This is a genomic window from Nocardia sienata NBRC 100364 (genome assembly GCF_001613205.1).
Taxonomy (GTDB): domain Bacteria; phylum Actinomycetota; class Actinomycetes; order Mycobacteriales; family Mycobacteriaceae; genus Nocardia; species Nocardia sienata.
The window spans coordinates 56062-79191 of record NZ_BDBX01000012.1 but is presented as its reverse complement, the minus strand read 5'-3'; the positions used below and the strand labels follow the sequence as shown (position 1 = coordinate 79191).

The 23130-nt window shown below is 67.3% G+C and carries 22 protein-coding genes and 1 tRNA gene; 12 read left to right on the top strand and 11 right to left on the bottom strand.

The window, feature by feature from the left end; genetic code table 11:
* Positions 1 to 279 precede the first annotated feature (279 nt).
* From NS4_RS10060 to NS4_RS10050, 3 genes are all read left to right on the top strand, one after another.
* Positions 280 to 1044, top strand: coding sequence for a sulfite exporter TauE/SafE family protein (locus tag NS4_RS10060; RefSeq protein ID WP_063059255.1), 765 nt, complete (start codon positions 280 to 282; stop codon positions 1042 to 1044).
* Between the two features lie 101 nt (positions 1045 to 1145).
* The gene (locus tag NS4_RS10055; protein ID WP_063059254.1) at positions 1146 to 2780 is read left to right on the top strand and encodes a GMC oxidoreductase; all 1635 of its coding nucleotides are present in this window, start codon (positions 1146 to 1148) and stop codon (positions 2778 to 2780) included.
* A 161-nt stretch (positions 2781 to 2941) separates the two neighbouring features.
* The gene (locus tag NS4_RS10050) at positions 2942 to 3799 is read left to right on the top strand and encodes a flagellar protein FliT (protein ID WP_063059253.1); all 858 of its coding nucleotides are present in this window, start codon (positions 2942 to 2944) and stop codon (positions 3797 to 3799) included.
* Positions 3800 to 3832: 33 nt separating this feature from the next.
* On the opposite strand, the gene NS4_RS10045 is transcribed toward NS4_RS10050, so the two are convergent.
* Together NS4_RS10045 and NS4_RS10040 are read right to left on the bottom strand one after the other, a co-directional pair.
* Positions 3833 to 4291 carry an SRPBCC family protein gene (locus tag NS4_RS10045; protein ID WP_063059252.1) on the bottom strand — a complete coding sequence of 153 codons (459 nt, stop codon included), beginning with the start codon at positions 4289 to 4291 and terminating at the stop codon, positions 3833 to 3835.
* Between the two features lie 171 nt (positions 4292 to 4462).
* The gene (locus NS4_RS10040) at positions 4463 to 4648 is read right to left on the bottom strand and encodes a DUF1918 domain-containing protein (protein ID WP_030524229.1); all 186 of its coding nucleotides are present in this window, start codon (positions 4646 to 4648) and stop codon (positions 4463 to 4465) included.
* 232 nt (positions 4649 to 4880) lie between these two features.
* Between NS4_RS10040 and NS4_RS10035 the strand changes: the two genes are divergently transcribed.
* The 3 genes from NS4_RS10035 to NS4_RS10025 all read left to right on the top strand — a co-directional run bounded on the left by NS4_RS10035 (position 4881) and on the right by NS4_RS10025 (position 8097).
* On the top strand, positions 4881 to 5465 hold the full coding sequence (locus NS4_RS10035; protein ID WP_063059251.1) for a dihydrofolate reductase family protein: 585 nt from the start codon (positions 4881 to 4883) through the stop codon (positions 5463 to 5465).
* 179 nt (positions 5466 to 5644) lie between these two features.
* Complete coding sequence (locus NS4_RS10030) at positions 5645 to 6910, top strand: aspartate kinase (RefSeq protein ID WP_063059250.1); 1266 nt, start codon at positions 5645 to 5647, stop codon at positions 6908 to 6910.
* Between the two features lie 152 nt (positions 6911 to 7062).
* Positions 7063 to 8097: an aspartate-semialdehyde dehydrogenase gene (locus NS4_RS10025; RefSeq protein WP_063059249.1), complete on the top strand. Its 1035-nt coding sequence runs from the start codon at positions 7063 to 7065 to the stop codon at positions 8095 to 8097.
* 21 nt (positions 8098 to 8118) lie between these two features.
* Here NS4_RS10025 and NS4_RS10020 read toward each other — a convergent pair whose 3' ends face one another.
* Positions 8119 to 9495, bottom strand: a complete 1377-nt coding sequence (locus NS4_RS10020; RefSeq protein ID WP_063059248.1) for a serine hydrolase domain-containing protein — start codon at positions 9493 to 9495, stop codon at positions 8119 to 8121.
* Between the two features lie 1370 nt (positions 9496 to 10865).
* On the bottom strand, positions 10866 to 12143 hold the full coding sequence (locus NS4_RS10015; RefSeq protein WP_063059247.1) for an FAD-dependent monooxygenase: 1278 nt from the start codon (positions 12141 to 12143) through the stop codon (positions 10866 to 10868).
* Positions 12144 to 12248: 105 nt separating this feature from the next.
* On the opposite strand from NS4_RS10015, the gene NS4_RS10010 reads away from it, so the two are divergent.
* The gene (locus NS4_RS10010) at positions 12249 to 12830 is read left to right on the top strand and encodes a TetR/AcrR family transcriptional regulator (protein ID WP_063059246.1); all 582 of its coding nucleotides are present in this window, start codon (positions 12249 to 12251) and stop codon (positions 12828 to 12830) included.
* Between the two features lie 98 nt (positions 12831 to 12928).
* Here the strand turns inward: NS4_RS10010 and NS4_RS10005 are convergent.
* Both NS4_RS10005 and NS4_RS10000 read right to left on the bottom strand, forming a co-directional pair.
* Positions 12929 to 13002: transfer RNA gene (locus NS4_RS10005), tRNA-Pro, on the bottom strand.
* Positions 13003 to 13088: 86 nt separating this feature from the next.
* Positions 13089 to 14051 carry a metallophosphoesterase gene (locus NS4_RS10000; protein WP_063059245.1) on the bottom strand — a complete coding sequence of 321 codons (963 nt, stop codon included), beginning with the start codon at positions 14049 to 14051 and terminating at the stop codon, positions 13089 to 13091.
* 203 nt (positions 14052 to 14254) lie between these two features.
* On the opposite strand from NS4_RS10000, the gene NS4_RS09995 reads away from it, so the two are divergent.
* Entirely contained in the window at positions 14255 to 14719 is a 465-nt protein-coding gene (locus tag NS4_RS09995) for a GatB/YqeY domain-containing protein (RefSeq protein ID WP_063059244.1), read from the top strand.
* Between the two features lie 22 nt (positions 14720 to 14741).
* Here the strand turns inward: NS4_RS09995 and NS4_RS09990 are convergent, their stop codons facing one another.
* Entirely contained in the window at positions 14742 to 17153 is a 2412-nt protein-coding gene (locus NS4_RS09990) for a penicillin-binding protein (RefSeq protein WP_063059243.1), read from the bottom strand.
* 325 nt (positions 17154 to 17478) lie between these two features.
* Here NS4_RS09990 and NS4_RS09985 point away from each other — a divergent pair, with 325 nt between their 5' ends.
* The gene (locus tag NS4_RS09985) at positions 17479 to 17802 is read left to right on the top strand and encodes a WhiB family transcriptional regulator (RefSeq protein WP_030524217.1); all 324 of its coding nucleotides are present in this window, start codon (positions 17479 to 17481) and stop codon (positions 17800 to 17802) included.
* A 76-nt stretch (positions 17803 to 17878) separates the two neighbouring features.
* On the opposite strand, the gene bagB is transcribed toward NS4_RS09985, so the two are convergent.
* A complete protein-coding gene (gene bagB, locus NS4_RS09980; RefSeq protein ID WP_063059242.1) occupies positions 17879 to 19018 on the bottom strand; it encodes an ATPase BagB in 1140 nt (379 codons plus the stop codon).
* Positions 19015 to 20034 carry an ATPase BagA gene (gene bagA / locus NS4_RS09975; RefSeq protein ID WP_063059241.1) on the bottom strand — a complete coding sequence of 340 codons (1020 nt, stop codon included), beginning with the start codon at positions 20032 to 20034 and terminating at the stop codon, positions 19015 to 19017. The genes bagB and bagA overlap by 4 nt, the downstream gene beginning before the upstream one ends.
* 168 nt (positions 20035 to 20202) lie before the next feature.
* Here bagA and sp36 point away from each other — a divergent pair, with 168 nt between their 5' ends.
* From sp36 to NS4_RS09965, 3 genes are all read left to right on the top strand, one after another.
* The gene (gene sp36 / locus NS4_RS32120) at positions 20203 to 20367 is read left to right on the top strand and encodes a Sp36 family protein (RefSeq protein ID WP_157105979.1); all 165 of its coding nucleotides are present in this window, start codon (positions 20203 to 20205) and stop codon (positions 20365 to 20367) included.
* Between the two features lie 32 nt (positions 20368 to 20399).
* Entirely contained in the window at positions 20400 to 20858 is a 459-nt protein-coding gene (locus NS4_RS09970) for a RidA family protein (protein ID WP_063059240.1), read from the top strand.
* A gap of 68 nt (positions 20859 to 20926) precedes the next feature.
* Positions 20927 to 21742, top strand: coding sequence for an MBL fold metallo-hydrolase (locus NS4_RS09965; protein WP_439955771.1), 816 nt, complete (start codon positions 20927 to 20929; stop codon positions 21740 to 21742).
* Positions 21743 to 21912: 170 nt separating this feature from the next.
* On the opposite strand, the gene NS4_RS09960 is transcribed toward NS4_RS09965, so the two are convergent.
* Entirely contained in the window at positions 21913 to 22587 is a 675-nt protein-coding gene (locus NS4_RS09960; protein ID WP_039821685.1) for a Crp/Fnr family transcriptional regulator, read from the bottom strand.
* A 180-nt stretch (positions 22588 to 22767) separates the two neighbouring features.
* Positions 22768 to 23007, bottom strand: coding sequence for a hypothetical protein (locus NS4_RS09955; protein ID WP_081877169.1), 240 nt, complete (start codon positions 23005 to 23007; stop codon positions 22768 to 22770).
* Positions 23008 to 23130 lie beyond the last annotated feature (123 nt).

Below are 23130 nucleotides of genomic sequence, written 5' to 3'. Positions count from 1 at the left end.
GTGTCGCCGACGACGGTCGCCGCGCCGTTCGTGTAGGGCTCGCGGCGCGGTATCGCGATCGTCGTGAAGCTATTCGCTGTGCGCGACGCGGCTGTTTCTCCCGGCCGGCCCCGGGCGCGTCGCGCCACCTCCCGCGGGCTCCTGCTGCTCCGGCGCGCGGCGGCGCGTCCACAGGCGGCCCTGCCCCGACCCGTCGTGATCTTCGGGACAGGCAACCGCTAGCGTCCCTCAGGGTTGCGAGTGACCGGACGCCGGTCCGGAAAGGTCGAGGGTTCGAGCATGACTTGGCTGGAGATGCTGGCCGTTTTCGGCGCGGGTATCGCCGCGGGGGGCATCAACACTGTCGTCGGGTCGGGGACGCTTATCACCTTCCCGGTACTGCTGGCCATCGGTTTGCCGCCGGTGACCGCGAATGTGTCGAATACCGTCGGACTGGTGCCCGGCTCGCTGAGCGGGGCGATCGGCTACCGGCGGGAACTGTCGGGGCAGTGGGGCAGGGTGCTGCGCTACAGCTCGGCGTCGCTGCTGGGCGCCGCGGTAGGCGCGGTCCTGCTGCTGACGCTGCCCGCCGGTGCGTTCGCCGCCATCGTGCCGGTACTGATCATTGTGGCGCTGGTACTGGTGGTGGTGCAGCCGCGGCTGTCGGCCTGGGTGCGGCAACGGCAGGGCGAGGCCGAGAACCTCCCCCCGCACGGCGGACCGGTTCTGCTCGCCGCCATTTTCGGCACCGGCATCTACGGGGGTTACTTCGGGGCGGCCCAGGGTGTGTTGCTGCTCGCGCTGCTCGGTGTGTTCGTCCACGAGGACATCCAGCGTCTCAACGCGGTGAAGAATGTGCTGGCCCTGCTCACCAATGGGCTTTCGGCCGTTATCTTCATCGTGGTCGCCGAGGTGGATTGGCCGGTCGTGGCCTTGATCGCGGCCGGAGCGATCATCGGAGGCCAGCTGGGAGCCAAGGTCGGGCGACGGCTGCAGCCGAATGTGCTGCGCGCGGTGATCGTGATCGTGGGCACCCTCGCGGTTGTCCGGTTGATCTTCGGCTAGCGGCTTCAGGATCCGAATCGGCCTCCCCGCCACGACTGTTCACACCGGTCGATTCTCGGTACCATCCGTGCGCTGTTGCGTTACCAGAGAGGTGTGCTGGGGTGGATAGGCGTGCCCTTTTCAAAGCCGCGGGGGCGGCTGCTCTCATCGGTGCGGTGGGATCGGCGGTCCCGAGAGCGGAAACAGGTCTGCCGCGGGCCGCGGCGGAGCCGATCTGGCACGAACTGTTCGCGCAGTGGGTACCGGAGATCTTCGGTCCGGTGCCGGCGCCACCCGAGCACACCGAGGCCATAGTGATCGGTTCGGGATTCGGCGCGGCGGTCACCGCTTTGCGGCTGTCGGAGGCCGGGGTCCCCACCACGGTGCTCGAACGCGGCTCCCGCTGGCCCAACGACCCGTGGCGAGAGATCTTCACCGGCGACGATCTACCCGACGGTCGCGGCTTCTGGCATGCCACCAGCTTCACCGGCGTGACCAAGGTACCGATGCAGTTCGCCGACTTCGGGGGCGTGCTGGATTGCACCCGTTTCCAGGGGATCGATGTCTGGCGAGGCGCGGCGGTGGGCGGCGGCTCGGTGGTTTTCACCGGCGCGATGATCGCGCCCGAACGCCGGCTCTTCGACCATGTCTTCGGCGGTGTGGTCGACTACGGCGAACTCGACCGGGTGTACTACCCGCGGGTGCGCGCGAAATTGCGGCTGGATCCGATGCCCGAGGACATCTACCGGTCGGCGCCGTTCACCCATTCCCGGGCCTGGGACGATCAGGTGCGCAAGGCCGGTTACCGGCCGGTGCCCAACGACTCGATCTTCACCTGGGATGTGCTGCGCGGCGAACTGGCGGGGACGGTCCGGGCCTCGGCGACCGCCGGGCGCAGCAATCTCGGCAACTCCAACGGCGCCAAATTCGATCTCAACCAGAACTATCTGAAGGACGCCGAGGCCACCGGGAAAGCCAAGATCTATCCCGGCCATCGCGTCGATACGATCGCCCAGGAAGCCGGCGGCCGGTTCGTGGTCACGGTCACCCATCTCGCACCGACCGGCGCGGTACACGGAAAACGAACCCTCACCTGCGACAAGTTGTTCCTGGGCGCGGGCTCGGTCGGTACCTCCGAACTGCTCGTCCGGGCCCGGGAGACGGGCGCGCTACCGCGACTCAACGAACACATCGGCGACGGCTGGGGCACCAACGGCGATGTCGTGCTCGCCCGCGGGGCGAGTTCGGTCGCGGGTAACGGGCAGGGTGTGCCCAGCGCCAGCCGGATCTTCGACGACACCGGCATGGCGCTGTCTTTGGAGAACTGGTACATCCCCGGGATCCCGTTCGAAACGGGTGCGCTGGCCTCGCTGGCAATGGTCCTCGATCCCACCCGCGCGCGGTTCGGCTACGACCCCGTCTCCGGGGGTGTCGGACTGAGCTGGCCGAGCCGGGCCCGGGACGAGGTGGCGGCGGCGGCCCGGGCGGTGGACCGCCGTATCGCGGAGCGGGCCGGTGCGTTGGCCGAGTACGGCGTCCTCGGATACGACGCCAACGCCCTGTTCACCGCGCATCCCCTCGGCGGCGCGGTGCTGGGCGCAGCGACCGACTCCTACGGCCGGGTGCACGGGCATCCGGGCCTGTACGTCATGGACGGCGCGGCGATTCCGGGCAGCACCGGCACCGTCAATCCGTCGCTGACCATCACCGCGCTGGCCGAACGCAATATCGAGGCGATCATCCGCGAGGGCCGCTGACCCGGGACGAAAGGCGGTGGTGGCCGCGATGCCGGAATACGGCGGCCGTTCGCCGGACGAGTCCTGCTCAGTGGTGCACCGGCCGCTGACCGGCGCCGTGCGCGGTCCGCGCAGCCGGTCGGCGAGTAATACTGGTCGGCGATCTTTCGGCGTCGAAGGGAATGCAGGTGTCAACACCGTCGTCCACGGAGTCCGGTCCCGGCTACGGACCCGAAACCCCTGAGCCGAAGAGTTTCCCCCGGAAACCGCCCGCCCTGTGGAGCGATTTCCTGATGCTGGGGCTGGCCGCGATCTCGGTCGTTCTGGTGTGCTGGATCACCTTCCTCGAGGTCTCGCCCGAGACCTACCGGGTCATTGTCGGTGTCGACTACGCGATCTGCGCCGTCTTCGCGATCGAGTTCCTCTGGCGCTGGCGCCGGGGCGGCTGGTCGTGGACCTTCCCATTCGTCTACTGGTACGAAGTCCTCGGCATGATCCCGGTGGCAAGTCCGTTCTTCCGGTCCTTCCGATTGCTGCGGGTCGTGGTGATCCTGGTCCGGCTGGCCCGTGTCGCCGACCGGGTGTTCGGTGACCGGGTCACCGCCGCGGTGATCAACCATTCCGTGGGCACGATCGTGGAGGTCATCAAGCGTCCGATGACCATCGCGATCATGGAGGAGGTCACCGCGGTCCTGCGAACCGGGCACTACACCCGCAATATCGCGGCGGCGCTGGAGGAGAACCGCAGCGAGCTCGACGAGATGATCGTCGAGATGATCAAGAACGATCCGCAGACCGGCCGGGTGCGCTACATCCCGTTCCATGACGAGATCATTCGCCTGGTCGCCGACACCGTGTTCCGGATCCTGTTCCAGGTGCTCGCCGATCCGCGCACCGACGAACTCGTATCGGACATGATCCGGGAGAATGTGGATCAGATCCGCGAATCGGTGCGTGCGGGGGTCAAAGTGGCGCCGGCGGCCTATGGTCCGACCGCCCATCACCTCACTGCCCGGCACCTCACTGGGGGAGGTGGGTGAAGTGGCCGTGGAGCGTGGGTGCGCCGGGCCGGCTCAGACGAGGTCGTAGGTCTCGGATTCGGGAAACTGCTCGGCGTAGGCGACGAAGTTTTCCACCAGGGCCTCGTAGGATTTGCGGACCGCCCTCTTGCCCAGGAAGCCGGGCACGGGCAGCGGCGTGTACTGCTCTACGTGCAGCAGCACGTCACTACCGCTTTCACCCGCGGTGACCTCGAAGAACCCGCCGCCTCTGATACCGCGCGTGCTGTCGGAGACCTCCCACGACATCCGGTTCGGCGACCAGTCGAACTCCCACACCTGCATATCCGGGGAATTGGAGACCGAGACCTGGATGAAGACCCGGCGCGGCCGACCCTCTTCGTCGCGCCCCGCCACTCGTGCGTCATCGAAATCGGGCGACCATTCGGACAGCATCTCGACCGCCATCAACGCGTCCATCACCTGGCCGGGGTCGGCCTCGACGGCGAATCGGATATCGGTCTTCGTACGCATGGTCCCTCGCACCCCCGGTTATTACGAATAGGCCACGATTCTTCCCGGGGGTCACGTGATCGTCAACACGCGGATTTGCCGCGCCCGGGATTCCGCCACCGGGCATACCGGCCGCAGACGTTTGCGGGGCCGGTCCTGACCGGGGGGCGCTGTGCCTGCCGCGTGGGCAGGTCAGGGTGTTCGTTCCACTGTCGCGTCCGGGCCGGGGAAGACGAGTGACTCATGGCCGTCGTCGAAACGCACCAGATACGGCGGCGTTCCGTCGCGGCCGTGAACCTCCACGATCTCTCCCTCGTGGTCGACTTCGCCGACGGTGTGCCCGTGCACGTGCAACCGGTCTCCGACGTTTGCCATCATGCAGCCCATTATTCGAGCCCTATGGCGGGCATCACAACCCCGATCGGCCGGCTATCGGTCATTGGTGGCGGCTCGTAATCAATTCGGGCGCCGGATATCGAGTGGGTGCGATCGGCGGCCGGTTCGATATGCACCCTCCTTGCGTTCCCGGTGGCCGGCCTTGACACCACTCCGATTGTAGTACTACATTCAAACCACTTCGATCAGAGTACTACGAAAAGGGCGGTACTTCATGCGAAAACTCGTCTACTACGTCGCCGTCTCCCTCGACGGCTATATCGCCGGCCCCGGCGGAGAGGTCGATTTCTATCCGGTCGACGCCGAAATGGCCGAATGGATCAACGAGCGTTATCCGGAATCCCTCCCCACGCATATACGGGAACACGCCGGTATCGCACCCGATGTCCCGAACCGGCACTGGGACACGGTGATCATGGGCCGCGGCACCTACGAACCCGCACTGTCGGCGGGGATCCCCAGCCCCTACGCCCACCTGAAGCAGTACGTCGTCTCCACCACTCTGGAGCGGGTCGACGATCCGGATATCGAGCTGGTGCGCACCGATCCGGTCGAACTGGTGCGGCGACTCAAAAAGGAGGAGGGCCCCGAGGGCAAGGACATCTGGCTCTGCGGCGGCGGCGGCCTCGCCGGCGCGCTGATCGAGGAGATCGACCAGCTCATCTTCAAGAGCTATCCGGTGTTGGCCGGCGCCGGCGTACCGGTTCTGGGTGGCCTTTTCCGGCCCGCCCGGTTCAGTCCCGTGCAGCGGCGGGAGTTCGGCAACGGAGCGCAGGTGAGCTGGTTCGATCGGATATGAGCGTCGTGCGCCCGCCCGCCGGGCCCGCCCGCGCGTGCGGCGGGTCCGCGCGCAGGTAAACGTGACGTCACGCGGCTGTGTGTTATTCCACAGCCAGGCCGGATACTCCCGGAACAGCGTGGCCGGCATCGGTACGCTATTGCACTGATCGCCTGTTCGCTGACATTGGAGGACCCCTCGTGGCACTCGTTGTCCAGAAGTACGGAGGATCCTCGGTAGCCTCTGCCGACCGGATCCGTCGCGTCGCCGAACGGATCGTCGAGACGAAGAAGCAGGGCCACGACGTGGTCGTGGTGTGCTCAGCCATGGGCGATACCACCGATGAACTGCTCGACCTGGCCGAACAGGTCTCTCCCGCGCCCCCGGCCCGGGAGATGGACATGCTGCTCACCTCCGGTGAACGCATCTCCAACGCCCTGGTGGCCATGGCCATTCACAGTCTCGGCGCCGAGGCGCGGTCGTTCACCGGCTCCCAGGCCGGTGTCATCACCACGTCGGTACACGGTAAGGCCAAGATCATCGACGTGACGCCGGGCCGGCTGCGTGAAGCCCTGGACGAGGGCACCATCGTCCTGGTCGCGGGTTTCCAGGGCGTCAGCCAGGACAGCAAGGACGTCACCACGCTGGGTCGGGGTGGTTCCGATACCACCGCGGTCGCGCTGGCCGCCGCGCTGGAGGCCGACGTCTGTGAGATCTACACCGACGTGGACGGAGTCTTCACCGCCGATCCGCGCATCGTGAGCGATGCGCAGAAGCTCGAGCAGGTCTCCTACGAGGAAATGCTCGAGATGGCGGCCTGCGGGTCGAAGGTGCTCATGCTGCGCTGCGTCGAATACGCGCGCCGCTACAACGTGCCCGTGCATGTGCGTTCGTCCTATACCGACAAGCAGGGCACCTATGTATACGGATCGATGGAGGACATTCCCTTGGAACAAGCAATCCTGACGGGCGTCGCGCACGACCGCAGCGAGGCCAAGGTGACCGTGGTCGGGCTGCCGGACGAACCCGGATACGCCGCCAAGGTGTTCCGTTATGTGGCCGAGGCCGAGATCAACATCGATATGGTCCTGCAGAACATCTCCAAGGTGGAGACCGGCAAGACCGACATCACCTTCACCCTCCCCAAGGCCGACGGCGTCCGTGCGGTGGAGATGCTGAGCAAATACCAGAGCGAGATCGGCTTCTCCCAGGTGCTCTACGACGACCACATCGGCAAGGTATCGCTGGTCGGAGCCGGTATGAAGAGCCATCCCGGGGTCACTGCCACCTTCTGCGAGGCGCTGGCCGAGGCCGGTATCAATATCGACCTCATCTCCACCTCCGAGATCCGGATCTCGGTGCTGGTCAAGGACACCGAACTCGACGATGCCGTGCAGGTGCTGCATCGCGCGTTCGATCTCGGCGGCGACGAGGTCGCCGTCGTTCACGCCGGAACGGGGCGCTGACATGATCGGGTCAGGCGCGGAGGCGGTAGCGGAGCGTAACCACGGAGCGCTCCCGATCATGTCGAAAGGGCGCTGCTTGATCGGGTCAGGCGCGGAGGCGGTAGCGCAGCGTAACCACGTAGCGCTCCCGATCGAGTCGAGAGGATAGAGCCATGGGTGTGCGGGTAGGTGTGGTCGGCGCGACCGGTCAGGTCGGCGCCGTGATGCGCAAACTGCTCGAGGAACGCGATTTCCCCGCCGACGAGGTGCGTTTCTTCGCCTCGGCGCGTTCGGCCGGTAAGAAGCTACCGTGGCGCGGCGGTGAGATCGTGGTGGAGGACACCGAGACCGCCGACCCGTCGGGCCTGGATATCGCGCTGTTCTCCGCCGGCGCCACCATGTCGCGGGTGCAGGCGCCGCGGTTCGCCGCCGCGGGGGTCACCGTGATCGACAACTCCTCGGCCTGGCGCAAGGATCCCGAGGTCCCGCTGGTGGTCAGCGAAGTCAACCCGGAGCAGACCCGCAATCTGGTCAAAGGCATCATCGCCAACCCCAACTGCACCACCATGGCCGCGATGCCGGTGCTCAAACCGCTGCACGACGCGGCCGGGTTGCAGCGCCTCATCGTGTCCAGCTATCAGGCGGTATCGGGTAGCGGTCTGGCCGGTGTCGAGGAACTCGCCTCGCAGACCCGCGCGGTCATCGACGACGCGGAGAAGCTGACCCACGACGGCAGCGCGGTGGATTTCCCGGCCCCGAACAAGTACATCGCCCCGATCGCGTTCAATGTGCTGGCCCTGGCGGGTTCGCTGGTGGACGACGGTTCCGGGGAGACCGACGAGGATCAGAAACTGCGCAACGAGAGCCGCAAGATCCTGGGTCTACCGGAGCTGCTGGTGAGCGGAACCTGCGTCCGGGTACCGGTGTTCACCGGGCACTCGTTGTCGGTGAACGCCGAATTCGCCGATCCGCTGTCGGTACAGCGCGCCCAGGAGATCCTCGCCAAGGCGCCCGGGGTGGAGCTGGTCGACGTCCCGACGCCGCTGGCGGCCGCCGGTAAGGACGAATCGCTGGTCGGGCGTATCCGCCAGGATCCGGGTGTCCCGGACGGGCGTGGGCTGGCGCTGTTCATCTCCGGCGACAACTTGCGCAAGGGCGCGGCGCTCAACACCATCCAGATCGCCGAGGTTCTGCTCGCCGATCGCTGACGGCGTAGGACGCCGCCCGGTTCAGTGGATTCCAGGGGTGCGCGGATCGTTTCCGAGGCACACCAGCAGGACACAGCCGGGCGGCGCGTCGCTGAACGGCGCCGCGAGCGGTTCGCCGAGACAGGCGAACACATCGCAGCCCGGATACGCGGACTCACCGATGCCGAATACCGCGAGCAGGATATCGGTGTCGATATAGGAGTTCGGGTCGGTGCGCAGCGGCGGCTCCACGTACGGGCCGGGGTCGGGGACCGGGGGTCGGTGGAAGGCGGCCATGAGCCGCCGGAAGAATTCGTGCGGCAGTTCGCCGGTATGCGCGATGATGCCGGCCGGGCCGTAGGCGCTCACGTTCCCGAACAGCCCCGTCCACACCACCACCAGGTCCAGGCTCGGGACGACGAACACGTTCTGGAGGCCGACTCCGGCCATCGCGTAGGTGCCCGACGGCAGGAACGACGCGTTCTCCGCGCAGTCGGGGCCGGTCCAGAACAGATATCCGTAGCAGGAGTTGGTCGCCGACGGGCTGGTCGCGCGGGCCAGATACGCGGCGGGCACGATCTGGCGGCCGTTCCAGTTGCCGTTGCCCGCGACCAGCAATCCGAGCTTGGCCAGATCGTTCGGCGGGATCAGCAGATGTGCGTAGCCGTAGGTGTGGCCGGACCGGTCCCGCGCCCAATACCAGTCGCCGCGTCCGATCCCGAGCGGCTCGAACAATTCCCGCTGCGCGAAGTCCTGTAGCGGTTCACCGACCGCCAGCTCCAGCACGTACGACAGCAGATCCACGGTGCGCTGGCTGTAGGTGAAGACGGTGCCCGGCTCGTGGTCCAGCGGGACACCCAGTGCCTGTACCGCGCTGTTCGGGTCGAGCGGTACCGCCCCGGTGAGGCCCTCGGTGACCACGCCGGTGCGCATACCCGAAGTTTCGGTGAGCAGATTCTCGACCGTGATGGCCCGGCGCTGCGCGTCGCCGAGTCCCGGCGGCAGATACCGGCCGATGGGCGCCTCGATATCGATACGGCCGGCTCCGGCCGCGATGCCGGTGAGCAGCGAAACCACGCTCTTGGTCACGCTCCATACGTTCCAGGGTGTATTACCGGTGCGCGTGTTGCGCGGGCCCTCGCCGATCAGGCAATTGTGCCGGAAGACCTGGACGTTGAGGCGATTGCGGCCCGCGGCGAAATCCAGTGCGTCGGTCAGCCGGGCGGAGTCCAGCCCCACCTGTTCCGGCGCGGCCCGGGCCGGTTCCCGGCCGGAGGACACCTCGCAGCGGAAACCGGCCCGGGCGGCCGTGCCGTCGGTTTCCGGTGCTGCCTGTGCCTGTGCCTGCGCCGCGAAGAGCTGTCCCGCCATCAGTGTTACCGCTGTGACCCCCGCCAGGAGCCCGCCGAAACGCACCATGCGGATCACACTAACGGGCGTCCGACCACAGGACCGGTGATCTCGCGGCCCGGACAGCACGACACCCCTGCCCGATCGGGAAGATCGGCTCAGGGGCGAGCTATTGGCACGATTGTCGCGGTGCCGGCGGGTTGTCGGCGCGGGGCCCGATCAGAGCAGACCGAACCAGTAGACCGCACAGGCCAGGGCCCATAACACCAACGTATCCATCCACACTCCCACTCGTTGTCGTAGCGGATATCTCCATGATGCCCGAGATACACCGGTCCCGGAGCAGGTCCCCCCGCTGTGCCCCGACCTTGTCTGCACTGTGACGAATCGTGGTTGCAGCGTTATAAGTTCACGTTAAGCGCCTGCCAAGCGCGGGGCCGCATTGTTGGTGTCGAGGCCGGAACAACCGGTAACGAGGACACCGCGAAGAGGAACCCCGCAATGATCAGCAAGCCGACTGTCACGCCTGCTCCGGGCGGCGTCACCGCCGCTGTGGGGCCGGGTGCCGAGCCCGCCGTGACGACCGAAGGTAGGCCGGGTACCGCTCCGGCCGGCCGGGCCATTGTGACCAGTTCGTCGTCGATGCCGGCGCGCCCGCCGGCGGTGCTGCGGCACGCGGTCGCCGTGGCAGACGCCGGAGGATCCGGTACCGCAGCGCGAGCGTCTGTGCCGCGTGGGCAGGTCTGTTCGGCGCCGACGGCCCGGAGACCGGCCGTACGGGCGGTAACCGACCGGGCGAAATGGGCGCCGACCTGCCGGCGACCGGTTGCCTGATCGAGGGCGGGTCACACCGAACTCGGCGTAGCCGGCTGCTGCGGTGACCGGATACGTCGCTGGGGCGGGGTACGGACCGGTGCCCGGGGAGGAACCGGAAAGTACTCGGTGGGGGATAGGCGGGTCCAGGGGAGGGAGCCGTGTGCAGGGGTGAGGTGGTTGCGGGGCCGGGGAGGAACCGGAACCCCTCGGAAGGTGGGGGTCGCAGGAACCGGTGGGGAGCCGGGGACTGCGGTGGGTGGGTCGGTCTGTCCCGCGGGGTGGCAGACCGGCCCATCGGCCGGCGGCAGCATCCGTCCGGTCCGGTCTCGCGGGGTGACCGGACCGGACGGGCCATCGAGCGATAGTTCGGCTCTTCCGGATGCTCGGCAGCGAAATCGGAATCGGTACGAGTGTGGTCGATCCGGCCGCTGCCAGCGAAAGGTAACCGTTCGAGGGATCGGCGATGGTGGTCGCGGTGATTCGGCCGGTCGGGCGAAGGTGGAGAGGACAGTAGGTGGATCTCCTGCCCGGTCGGCCGCCTGCGGATCCGGGTTCTTCGGTTCGAGGGCTCACGGTGAAGTCCGCGCCCGCCCGGCCTCCGGCGGCCGAGCCGTTCCCGCCGGTTACCGCGGCAGGGGTCCCTGTTCCGGGGTGCAGAGTTCGGTGGAGTAATCGGGCAGCGCGTAATCCTCGGTCCCGGACAGCATGCGGGTCATCAGTGGCTGCATGATCCTGGAGGTGGTGAGCCGGACCAGGGCCAGCGAAGCCCGGATACCCGCCCGGGTGCGCGGGGTCATGGCCTTCACTCCACCGGGCGGGAGCTGTTGTGCGGATTCCACGAACGGGCGCAGGACCTCGCCGTACCGGGCCAGTGCGGCGGCGGGCCGGTCCGGCGTGCGCATGATCTCGCCGACCAGTACGTAGGCGCCGACCAGAGCCATGGCCGTGCCCTGTCCGCTCAGCGGTGAGCCGCAGTACCCGGCATCTCCGACCAGCGCGATTCGCTCCGTCGTCCAGCGCGGCATGGTGATACGCGCGAGTTCGTCGAAGTAGAAGTCCTCGGCCCGGTCCATGGCCGCGTCGACTTCGGCGATCAGCCGGCCGCCGGCCGCGAGACCTTCGCGTAGCAGCCGCTTCTGGGCCGCCGTATCGCGCCGCAGGGCGGGGTCGGCGGGGCGCCGGATGCTGATCATCGCCTTTGTGGTCGTCGGGTCGGCGTCCGGCCGGAATCCCAGGAAGGTCCCGCCGGGCAACAGTTGCACGGTCATCCAGTGCGGGCGGATCCCCGCCGGGGTCGGCATGGTGAAGTACGAGGTGTACCCGCCGAGGTATGTGCTGAACTGCTCTTCCGGCCCGAAGGCCAGCCGCCGGGTGGTCGAGTGCAGGCCGTCGGCGCCGATCACCAGGTCGAATTCCTCGGTGGTTCCGGAGGCGAATTCCACCGAGACGCTGTCGGCGTGTTCGCGCAGGGCGTGGATCTGTTCGCCATAGCGGTAGTCGATACCGGGCGCGCCGGGGCGCGCGGTCTCCTCGGCGACGGCGTCGAGGAGTACCTGGTTCAGATCGCCACGAGTAATTTCGATTTCGGCCACCGCTCCCTTGCCACCGAAGAGTTCGGCCGGCATGCGGGCGGCTTCGCGACCGGTGGAGTCCACGTACACCATGCCCCGCTCGTCGAGCTGGTACCGGCGGATGCCCGGCATGAGACCCAAACGCTGCGCCACGACCCGGCTGGGTCCGCGCAGGTCGACGGCCTGACCGCCCGGCCGCGGCGCGGCCGCGCGTTCGATCACCGTGGGCCGGATTCCGGCTCGCAGCAGTTGCAGGGCGACCGCGTTACCGGCGATACCGGCGCCGGAGATGAGGATGCGCGGTGTGGCGGGGGTGGTCTGTGTGGTCATCGGTGTCCTCGCTCAGAATTAATTCGAATGTCTTAGACGTATGTCTAACACAGATGTAGAACGTTCGTCTAGAACAAATGTCTAATACGTGGTTAGAGTGGGGGCATGGGAAACAAGGAGGACCTACTCGCGGCCGCGCGGACCTGCATCTACGAACGCGGGTTCGCCGCCACCACGGCCCGCGATATCGCCACCACCGCGGGAGTGAGCCTGGCCGCCATCGGCTACCACTTCGGCTCCAAGGACCGCTTGCTCACCGAGGCCTTCACCGACGAGACAGGCCGGGTGATCGGTGACGACCTCGAAAGGCGGATCAGAGCGACCGCGGGCCAATCGGCGGGCGCGGCGTTTCCGCAGGTCTGGGACGGTATCGCCGAGTTGTTCGACCGCAACCGGGACGTGCTGGTGGCGAGTATGGAGAACGTGGTCCGCGTCTACCGGACACCGAGCGAACAGACCCGGATGGGGGAGATGCACGACATCGCGGTTTCCGAGATCGCGAATCTGGTCGCCGACTCCTATCCAGGCCTCGACGGTTCCCGGGCCCGCGCCGTCGCCGAGTTGTACTTCGTCATCCTCAACGGCTTGGTGATGCAGTGGATGAGCAGCCCGGATGCCGAAGTGCCCAGCGGAGCCCGGCTGGCGGAGGCGCTCAGCGCTCTGACCTCGAACGAGCGTTCGGTGTAGCGGTGGGTCGCCGCTCATCGGCGCGTAGACCTGTACGGAGTGCGAAAAAGGCCCCTGACCATGGGTCAGGGGCCTAGTCGTGTCTCGACCAACACGAGTCGGGGTGGCGGGATTTGAACCCACGACCTCTTCGTCCCGAACGAAGCGCGCTACCAAGCTGCGCCACACCCCGTGAAGCGGACCTGCGATAGCTTACATCAGGTCCGGTCCGGAAAAGAAACCGACTGTTCAAGGCCTATTTTCCGGTAGCGTCCCGGGCTATCGGGCGACTGCCTGCGATGTCGACACCCCGTGGCCGGAATCGGCGGCGGGCTGTTTGGGTGGAACGGCGACGAGGGTGAGCAGGGTGGCCTCGGGCCGGCAGCAGAAACGGTACGGCGCCCAAGGGGAGGTGCCGATACCCGCCGATACGTGCAGCCGGGTGTGCGCACCCCATTTGGACGGTCCCTTGACTCGGGCCCGGTCGATATCGCAGTTGGTGACCAGGGCGCCGTAGCCGGGCAGGCAGAGCTGGCCACCATGGGTGTGCCCGGCCAGGATCAGGTCGTAACCGTCATCGGCGAAACGGTCTAGCACCCGCGGTTCCGGGGAGTGCGTCAGGCCGATGCGAAGATCGGCGAGCGGGTTCGGGGCGCCGGCGATGGTGTCGTAGCGATCGCGCTGCAGATGCGGATCGTCGACGCCCGCGCTGGCGATGCGGATACCGCCGACCTCGATATCGCGGCGGGTGTGCGTCAGGTCCAGCCAGCCGCGCTCGGTGAACGCCGCGCGCAGATCCTTCCAGGGCAGCGGGGCTCCGTGCACGCGTTTATGGTTCTTGTCGAAATACTTCAGGGGGTTCTTGGGGACCGGTGCGAAGTAGTCGTTGCTGCCGAAAACGAACAGGCCCGGCCGTGACAGCAGCCCGCCCAGCGATTGCACCACCGCGGGCACGGCTTTCTGATGCGACAGGTTGTCGCCGGTGTTGATCACCAGGTCGGGTTCGAGCCGGTCGAGTTCGCGCAGCCACTGCTGTTTGAGCTTCTGCCCGGGCGTCATGTGGAGATCGCTGATGTGCAATACCCGCAGCGGAGCCGAGCCGGGTCGCAGCACCGGCATCGTGGCTTCGCGCAGGACAAAGGCATTGCGTTCGATCAGTGAGGCATAGCCGACTCCGGCCGCCGCGGCTCCGGCGGCGCCGAATACGGTTCGGCGAAGGACCGACGTCGAGATCACGGGCATTTGCCCAGCATAGGTGACCAGGTCGCTCGGCGCGCAGCGTGTTGAGCCACAGTTTCGGCCATATGGCGGGCAGATGACACGCCACCGCGGCCGAGGACACGCCTGTGGCCTCGGGAAACGACCGATCGGCGCAGCATAGAACACGCCCGGTTCACCGGGTTATCCGGTGGGCGTGGCGGGGTGCAGCGGCTACCGTTCTGCCCATGTCGGAACTGAAATCGAGGCTGCGCGCCGATATGACCGCCGCGATGAAAGCGAAGGATTCGCTGCGGCTGAACACCCTGCGGATGCTGCTGGCCGCCATCCAGACGAGCGAGGTCGCCGGGAAGGAGGCCCGCGAACTGTCCGATGCCGAGGTGGTGGCGGTGCTCACCAAGGAGTCGAAGAAACGCAACGAATCGGCCGAGATCTACACCCAGGCGGGCCGCGGCGAGCTGGCGGCCAACGAACACGCCGAGGCCCGGATCATCGACGAGTATCTACCCACCCAGCTGACCGAGGCCGAGGTCGCCGACCTGGCCGATACCGCGATCGCCCAGGTCGCCGAGGAACTCGGCGAACGACCCGGTATGCGGCAGATGGGCCAGGTCATGAAGGTGGCCTCCGGGCTGGCCGCCGGCAAGGCCGACGGCTCCCGGATCTCGGCGGCGGTGAAGGCGCGGCTGTAGGACCGCGCCCGCACCCCCGGGGTCAGCGGGGGATGGGCACCGGAATGGGGATCGGCGGCAGGAACGGCGGCAGCGGCAACCCGGGGGCGTTCGGGGTGGTCGCGGCCGGCCGGCCCGGCGGCGGGGGCTCACGGACGGTGCCGTCGCTGAGGTAGATCGTCACCTGTGACCCGGGAATCGCCGACCCGTTCGGTGTCGACCCGGTGACCGTTCCCTTGGGTGCCGAACCGGGCGAGGTCACCGACGTGACCTTGAAGCCGGCGCCGGTGAGCGCCGCGGTCGCCTCGCCCGCAGTCATACCGACGACATCGGGCACCTGTGCGTTCTCCGCGCCACGGACGTATTTCTCGTCGACCGGCGGCAGCGCCGGAGGCGGGAAGTTGCCCACCACCGGCTTGACGGCGCCGAACCAGGTGCGGGCGGGCTCGTTACCGCCGAACAAGCCGTTGGCGTCGCTGGCCGGGCAGTTGCGCAGCGGGAAGGAGCAGATCTCACCGGGGGTCGGGCTGTCGCCGTAGACGTAGACCGCGCCCGCGAGCGAATTGGTGAAGCCGAGGAAGGCCGAGGACCGGTGGCTTTCGGTGGTACCCGTCTTGGCCGCTACCGGCAGGTTCCACCCGGTCGACCCGGCCGCCGCCGAGGCGGTGCCGCCGCCGGAGGAGTCCTTGCCCATGGCATTGGCCAGGGTGTTTGCCAGGCCCGGTTCGACGACCTGTTCACAGGCCTGTTCGGTGAGCGGAACCGGCTTGCCGTAGCGGTCGATCACTTCCGCGATGGGCGAGGGCGGGCACCAGGTTCCGCCGGAAGCGAGGGTCGCGGCCACATTCGACAGTTCCAGCGGATTGATCGCGAGTGGGCCGAGGGTGAACGAGCCGAGATTCTGGCCCTTGATCATGTCGGCGAGGCTCTGGTTGTCGTCGTGTCCGGAGGTGCCGGGATCGGTATAGGAGCGCAGCCCCAGGCGGACGGCCATATCCACGGTCGGGGTCACGCCGACGGCCTGGATCAGTTTCACGAAGGCCGTGTTGGGCGAGGTGGCCAGCGCCTCGGTCACCGACATCGGTGACCGATAGTTGCCCGCGTTCTCGACGCAGTAGGTCTCGGGTGGGCAGCCGGGGGCGCCGCCGTTGCCCATGCCGCGGGCGTCGAACCGCGACGGTACATCGAGCTGGGCGCTGATGCCCATACCCTTCTCCATCGCCGCGGCGGTGGTGAACAGCTTGAACACCGAACCCGCGCCGTCGCCGACCATCGTGTACGGCTGGCCGAGCAGGGTTTCGTGCGCGTCCCGGTTCAGCCCGTAGGTACGACTGCTCGCCATGGCCAGCACCGGATGTTTGTCCTTGCCGGGCCCGATCAACGACATGATCTCGGCGATATTCTCCAGGTGGGGATCGGCGTTCGCGTTGACCGAGCGCTTCACCGAGTCCTGGACGGCGGGGTCCAGGGTGGTGCGGATCAGGTACCCGCCCTTTTCGATCTGTTCTTTGCTGAGCCCGGCCTCGGCCAGGTACTGCAGGGCGTAGTCGCAGAAGAATCCGCGGTCGCCCGCGGCGATACAACCCCGGGGCAGGCCTTTCGGTTCGGGCAGTACACCCAGCGGCTCTGATTTGGCGGCGTGGAACTCCGCGGCCCGGCTGGGGATGTTCTGGATCAGGGTGTCCAGCACGGTGTTGCGGCGCGCGGTGACACCCTCGGGGTTGGTGTAGGGATTCAGCTTGGAGCTGGACTGCACCATTCCGGCCAGCATCGCCGACTGGGCGATGTTCAGGTCCTTGGCGTCGATACCGAAGTACGTCTGGGCGGCGTCCTGGATGCCGTAGGAGGAATTCCCGAACGGGACCAGGTTCAGGTAGCGGGTGAGGACCTCGTCCTTGGTGAGTTCCTTGTCCAGGGTCAGCGCCATGCGGATCTCGCGGATCTTGCGCGCGGGCGTGGTCTCGATGGCGGCCCGGCGTTCGGCGTCGGTCTTGGCGACCACGAGCAGGTTGAAGTTCTTCACGTACTGCTGGTCGATGGTCGAGGCGCCCTGCTGGACCTCGCCGCTGCTGGTGTTGGTCAGGAAGGCTCGGATGGTGCCCTGCCAGTCGACGCCGTGATGGTCGGCGAAGCGCTTGTCCTCGATGGAGACGATGGCCAGCTTCATATCGTTGGAGATCTGGTCGCTGGGCACTTCGAACCGGCGCTGCTCGTAGAGCCAGGCGATGGGATTACCGGCCTTGTCCACCATGGTGGACACGGCGGGGACGGTTCCCTCGACCAGTTCCGCGGACACGTTGTCGACGGCGTCGGCGGCGCGATTCGAGACGAATCCGAAACCTCCGGCGACCGGGAACAACAATCCGGCTACGAGCACGGAGGCGAGTACACAACTGCCCGCCAGCTTGAGGAGCGCACGTGTGATCGGCACAGCACCAGCGTAGAGGGTCGTCATTCGGGGTTCGTGAAGTGTGGACGCCGGGTGTTGTCTTCGCTGATCAGTGTATTGAGCGGGGAGTATCGCGCAGGGCTCTTGACGTGCAATTACCGGCCAGAAGCCGGGTGACGCCCACCGGGGTGCAGGCACGGACGTACCAAAAAGTCATCACTCGGTCTTGCGCAATCGGCATACCTTTACCTAGATTGAGAGCTCAGTGTGATAGAGCTAACACTCAATGTGGAATGTGGTGCACTTCGCAGCGGGGCTCGGATTGCTGCGGAGTGGACGCGATTCCGGAGCGCCGTGACCCGGTGTTCGGACTGGCAAAGGGGCACACCAAATGCACATGACAACCCCCGTCGCTCGATTGGACGTAGAGCAGGCCGAAGCGAGGATCGCCTGGGTGGCCCAGGCCCGATGCAAGGAAGTGGACCCCGATCAACTGTTCGTACGCGGCGCCGCCCAGCGCAAGGCGGCGACGATCTGCCGGCACTGCCCGGTCCTGATGGAGTGCGGAGCGGATGCGCTGGACAACCGGGTCGAGTTCGGGGTGTGGGGCGGTATGACCGAACGACAGCGGCGGGCGCTGCTCAAACAGCATCCCGAGGTGACCTCCTGGTCGGACTTCTTCCACGCGCAGCGCCAGCACCAGGTGGCTATGTAAACCAAATACCTATTGGACCACCGACCGCCGGGTACTCGAGTTTCGAGTGCCCGGCGGTTTGCCCGGTCCGACCGCTTCAGCTGTCCGCCGTCGGCCGCGTACCGGCCAGCTGCGCACCGACCGCCCGCAATGCGGCCAGGTCGGTCACATCGAACGGCAGCGCGGTCACCGAGACGATCGGTACCCGCGGATGCGCCCCCGTGAACCGGTGCAGCAGATGCTGTTCGCGCCGCGCGGTCGAGACCCGCTGCGCGTGTACGCGCAGTATCCCCGCCGATAGCGGATCCGAATCATCGAGCCCGTCGGCGGCCGTGAGGGCGTGATCCGAGGGCAGTGAGCACAGGACCGGATGGGTCCGGTTGAGTACCAGCCCGGCCAGGGGCATCTGTTCGGTGGACAACCGGTCCACGAAGAACGACGCCTCGCGCAGCGCGTCGGGTTCCGGCGCGGCGACCACCAGGAAATGGGTGCCGGGCCTGGCCAGCATGGCGAATGTACGGTTGGCCCGCTCCTGGAAGCCGCCGAACAGCGATTCCAGCGATTGCAGGAAATTCGAGGCGTCCTTGAGCATCTGGCCGCCCACGATGGTCGACACCCCGCGTACGGCCAGGCTCATCGCGCCCGTGACGAACCGTCCGACGCCCCGCCCCGGCGCCATGATGACCCGGATCATCCGGCCGTTCAGGAAGTTGCCCAGCCGTTTCGGGGCGTCGAGGAAGTCCAGGGCGTTGCGTGAGGGCGGGGTGTCCACGACGATCAGATCCCATTCACGGCGTCCGGCGAGCTGGCCGAGTTTCTCCATCGCCATGTATTCCTGGGTGCCGCCGAACGAGGAGGCCACCGCCTGATAGAAGGGGTTGGCGAAAATCTGCTCGGCCTTGTCGGCGGTGGTGTGCTCCAGCACCATCTCATCGAAAGTGCGCCGCATGTTCAGCATCATGGCGTGCAACTCGCCCTTGGCCTCCGGCCCCAGTTCGACCCGCTGCGGACTGTTGTCGAGATCCGCGACACCGAGCGACTGGGCCAGTCGGCGGGCGGGGTCGATGGTGAGGACGACAACCTTGCGTCCCTGCTCGGCCGCGCGCAACGCGATCGCCGCCGCCGTGGTGGTTTTACCGACGCCGCCGGAACCGCAGCACACCACCACGCGGGCGCTCGGGTCGGCGAGGATGGCCGAGATATCGAGGGGGGCCGGACCGGCCGGTCGGGTACTCATCGGACTCCCTGCTCGCTCAGATGGGCGGCCAGTTCGTAGAGTCCGCCCAGGTCCATACCGTTGGGGAGGGCGGGCAGCAGCAGCCGGGCGACCTCCAGATCGAGGAGTTCGGCCGCGCTGGTGTCCTGGGCGCCGAGGGTGGCCGAATGCTCCACTGTCTCGGTGAGCAGACCCGCGAAGTCGGCGGTGGACAGGGTGATCCCGGCGGATTCCAGTCCGGCGCGCACGGCGTCGGTGTCGAGTTCACCGGCTGCCGCGGTGGCCCGCATCTCCGCGTTGAGCGGGCTGTGCACGGCGCGGTTGACGATCACGCTGCCGATGCGCAGATCATTTCCGCGCAGCTCGGCGATGGCGTCCAGGGTCTCCTGGACCGGCAGCGCCTCGAGCAGTGTCACCAAGTGGATCACCGTCTGGTCCGAATGCAGCAGTTTGGACACTCCGTCGGCCTGGGCGGCGATCGGGCCGCCTTTGGCGAGTTCGGCCATGGCCTGGGTGACGTCGAGGAAACTGGCGATCCGGCCGGTCGGCGGCGCGTCGACGACCACTTCGTCGTAGACGGGACGTCCGGAGTTGTCGGACCGGACCACGCATTCTTTGATCTTGCCGGTCAGGATGACATCGCGCAGGCCCGGCGCGATCGTGGTGACGAAATCTATGGCGCCCATCCGGCGCATCGCCCGGCCCGCGAAGCCCAGGTTGTAGAACATATCGAGGTATTCCAGGAACGCATGCTCGATATCGAGTGCCAGGGCCACCACTTCGCCGCCGCCGTCTGCGGTGGCGATCTTCGTCTCGGTGGGTGGCAGCGGAGGCAGATCGAACAGCTGGGCGATCGACTGGCGGTTCTCCACCTCGACCAGCAGCACCCGCCGCCCTCCGGCGGCCAGCGCCAGTGCCAGGGACGCGGACACCGTGGACTTACCGGTGCCGCCCTTACCGGATACGTAGTGCAGGCGGGCGTTCGTCGCGCTGTCGGGCCACCCCGTCTTCAGGCCCGGTTCGGCCGATTCCGACATCGTCGTTGGTTCTGCCACGGTCGCGAGCCTATAACTCGTATCGGACGGATGCCCGCATACTGCGGTTTGTGTGGATGTGGTGTACCAGACACCGGGGCCACCCCTCTATCACCGGACCCGCGGTCGCGCCGTGGGCCTCGCGGACGGCACCCAGTAGGCTCCGTGCGCATGAGCGATGTGACCCAGTGGGAATACGCGACCGTACCGCTGCTGACGCATGCGACCAAACAGATCCTGGATCAGTGGGGCGCCGACGGCTGGGAGCTGGTGACCGTGCTGCCCGGGCCGACCGGTGAGCAGCATGTCGCCTACCTCAAGCGGGCGAAGCAGTAAGCGCCGTGGTGGAATCCGAAGCGAATCGGCCCGTGACCGAATGGCGGGCCAACCTCGACCGCCTCGGCCTGACGGTTCCTGCCGTGGTGGCTCCGGTGGCGGCGTACGTGCCCGCGATACGCACCGGCAACCACGTCTACACCTCCGGGCAGTTGCCTTTCGTGGCGGGTGAGCTGTCGGCGATCGGGAAGGTCGGGGCCGAGGTCTCGCTCGACGAGGCGGTGACCGCCGCCCGCTGGTGCGCGGTGAACGCGCTGGCCGCCATCCACGACCTGGTCGGCCTCGACGAGGTCGTACGGATCGTGAAGGTGGTCGGGTTCGTCGCCTCGGCACCGGGATTCACCGATCAGCCGCTGGTGATCAACGGTGCCTCGGAGTTCCTCGGTGAGGTGTTCGGGCCCGCGGGTGCGCACGCGCGCTCGGCGGTCGGCGTCTTCGAACTGCCGAAGAACACCCCGGTGGAGGTCGAACTCATCGCCGAGGTGCGCTGAGCAGGCCGCACGCTCCCGGTTCGGCAGACCCGCCGCGTTGCCCATAGATTCGAACGGGCGACTTTCGAATTGGAGGTGTTGTGGTGACACTCACCCATCCCGCCTACGGGCAACTGCGCGTGGTGACGCCGTCGGCGTCGGTACTGCTCGCGAACAATCCGGGACCGATGACTCTGGACGGTACGAACACCTGGATTTTGCGATCCCCCGATCGCGCGGACTGTGTGGTGGTGGACCCGGGGCCCGACGACCCGGAGCACATCGCGGCGATCGCCGCGGCGGCCGGCGGTGCGGTGGCGCTCACCCTGATCACCCATCGGCATCCCGACCACACCGGTGGGATCGACGAGTTGGTGCGTCTGACCGGGACACCGGTACGGGCCATGGACCCGGAGTTCCTGCGCGGCGAAGTGACGGCGCTGGCCGACGGTGAACTGATCGAGGCCGCCGGCCTGCGGATCACGGTGCTGCACACTCCCGGGCATACGGCCGATTCGGTGAGTTTCCTGCTCGAGGACGCGCTGCTGAGCGGGGACACCATCCTCGGTCGCGGCACCACGGTGCTCGATCGCGACGGCACGCTGCGGGACTATCTACGGTCGATGGACCGTTTGCTCGAGGCCGGTGCGGGGCGGGCCCTGCTGCCCGCACACGGCCCCGATCACCCGGATGCGGAACCGGTGGCGCGGTACTACATCGCGCACCGGCAGGAGCGGCTCGCACAGGTCCGCACGGCCCTGGCAGAGCTCGGTGCCGACGCGGATGCCATGGATGTGGTGCGCAAGGTGTACTCCGACGTCGACGAGAGCCTGTGGCCGGCGGCCCGTAGTTCGGTGGAATCGCAGCTCACGTATCTGCGGTCGGAGCAGGACACGCAGAACTGAGCCGAGCGTATTCGGCAACGGGCGGCGCTCCGGGGACGGTATCCCTCGGAGCACCGCCCGTTCTACGTAGCAGCGCCGCAAGTACTCGGTGCGCCCGGTACCGACCGGTGGTCCACCCTCCGCGATCGGGTGGACTCCCGGGTATGGCCGGGGGTGTTCGTGCCGCGGTGTCAGCGAGCCCGGCGGGCCAGCCGCTCGGAATCGGAGATCAGCACACTCTTGCCCTCGAGGCGCAGCCAGCCGCGGTGCGCGAAATCGGCGAGCGCCTTGTTGACCGTCTCGCGGGAGGCGCCGACGAGCTGGGCGATCTCCTCCTGGGTCAGGTCGTGGGTCACCCGCAGCGCGCCCGCCTCCTGGGTGCCGAACCGCTGTGCGAGCTGCAGCAGCGCCTTGGCGACCCGGCCGGGCACGTCGGTGAAGATCAGGTCCGCGAGGTTGTTGTTGGTCCGGCGCAGCCGGCGGGCGAGTACCCGCAGCAGCTGTTCGGCGATCTCGGGACGCTGATCGATCCACGCCTTGAGCGCGTCCCGGTCCATGGTCACGGCGCGGACCTCGGTCACCGTGGTGGCGGTGGAGGTACGCGGCCCGGGATCGAAGATCGACAGCTCGCCGAACATATCCGACGGACCCATGATGGTCAGCAGGTTCTCCCGGCCGTCCGGAGAACGGCGGCCCAGCTTCACCTTGCCGGACGTGATGATGTACAGCCGATCACCCGGTTCGCCCTCGTTGAAGATGACGTGGCCGCGAGGGAAATCCACGGGCTGCAGCTGTTTGGCGAGCGCAGCCACCGCGGTGGGCTCAACGCCTTGGAAGATGCCTGCTCTGGCGAGGGCCTCGTCCACGAATGTGCTCCTTAGGGAAACGGCTGTAGTCGTCGGGCGGACCGATGCGGTTCGGCCGACAGTGCAGTCTACGCGGCGTTATCGACGCGCAGTGACAGACACCACGTAAGGAAGGTTAACCGTGGGCGAGTCGGGACGGTACGGCCGCCCGCACGAATCGGCTCGTACGGGCGATGTCGATCAGCTCGCACGGGCGATGTCGACGGTCTCGCGCGCCTCCTCGCTGCGATTACGGCGGCGGCGCATACGCGCGACCGCCGCCGGTAGTCCGAGCTTCGTCAGCTCGTTGACCTCGGCGTTGCTGGCCTTGTCCAGGTAGGCCTGGACTTCCTCGTCGGGCTCGAGAAGTTTGCGCAGACGGTTCTCCACCCGTTCCATGCCGAGTGCGAACAGCATCAACACCACTGGGAAGAGCACCACAGCGAGTCCTTGCATGCCGGGTAGTTAACACGGTCGAGGTCTCAGATGGAATACGGGAGTAGAACTGAGAAGACAACGTTGTCGGACGGTTCCGTATGGTGGACGGGTGCGTACCTCCCCCTC

Bases quoted from the DNA above. Each gene is read 5' to 3' on its own strand.
- NS4_RS10060 (WP_063059255.1), top strand. From the start codon at position 280: ATGACTTGGCTGGAGATGCTGGCCGTTTTCGGCGCGGGTATCGCCGCG.
- NS4_RS10050 (WP_063059253.1), top strand. From the start codon at position 2,942: ATGCAGGTGTCAACACCGTCGTCCACGGAGTCCGGTCCCGGCTACGGA.
- NS4_RS10045 (WP_063059252.1), bottom strand. From the start codon at position 4,291: ATGCGTACGAAGACCGATATCCGATTCGCCGTCGAGGCCGACCCCGGC.
- NS4_RS10040 (WP_030524229.1), bottom strand. From the start codon at position 4,648: ATGATGGCAAACGTCGGAGACCGGTTGCACGTGCACGGGCACACCGTC.
- NS4_RS10035 (WP_063059251.1), top strand. From the start codon at position 4,881: ATGCGAAAACTCGTCTACTACGTCGCCGTCTCCCTCGACGGCTATATC.
- NS4_RS10025 (WP_063059249.1), top strand. From the start codon at position 7,063: ATGGGTGTGCGGGTAGGTGTGGTCGGCGCGACCGGTCAGGTCGGCGCC.
- NS4_RS10020 (WP_063059248.1), bottom strand. From the start codon at position 9,495: ATGGTGCGTTTCGGCGGGCTCCTGGCGGGGGTCACAGCGGTAACACTG.
- NS4_RS10015 (WP_063059247.1), bottom strand. From the start codon at position 12,143: ATGACCACACAGACCACCCCCGCCACACCGCGCATCCTCATCTCCGGC.
- NS4_RS10010 (WP_063059246.1), top strand. From the start codon at position 12,249: ATGGGAAACAAGGAGGACCTACTCGCGGCCGCGCGGACCTGCATCTAC.
- NS4_RS10000 (WP_063059245.1), bottom strand. From the start codon at position 14,051: ATGCCCGTGATCTCGACGTCGGTCCTTCGCCGAACCGTATTCGGCGCC.
- NS4_RS09995 (WP_063059244.1), top strand. From the start codon at position 14,255: ATGTCGGAACTGAAATCGAGGCTGCGCGCCGATATGACCGCCGCGATG.
- NS4_RS09990 (WP_063059243.1), bottom strand. From the start codon at position 17,153: ATGACGACCCTCTACGCTGGTGCTGTGCCGATCACACGTGCGCTCCTC.
- NS4_RS09985 (WP_030524217.1), top strand. From the start codon at position 17,479: ATGCACATGACAACCCCCGTCGCTCGATTGGACGTAGAGCAGGCCGAA.
- bagB (WP_063059242.1), bottom strand. From the start codon at position 19,018: ATGAGTACCCGACCGGCCGGTCCGGCCCCCCTCGATATCTCGGCCATC.
- bagA (WP_063059241.1), bottom strand. From the start codon at position 20,034: ATGTCGGAATCGGCCGAACCGGGCCTGAAGACGGGGTGGCCCGACAGC.
- sp36 (WP_157105979.1), top strand. From the start codon at position 20,203: ATGAGCGATGTGACCCAGTGGGAATACGCGACCGTACCGCTGCTGACG.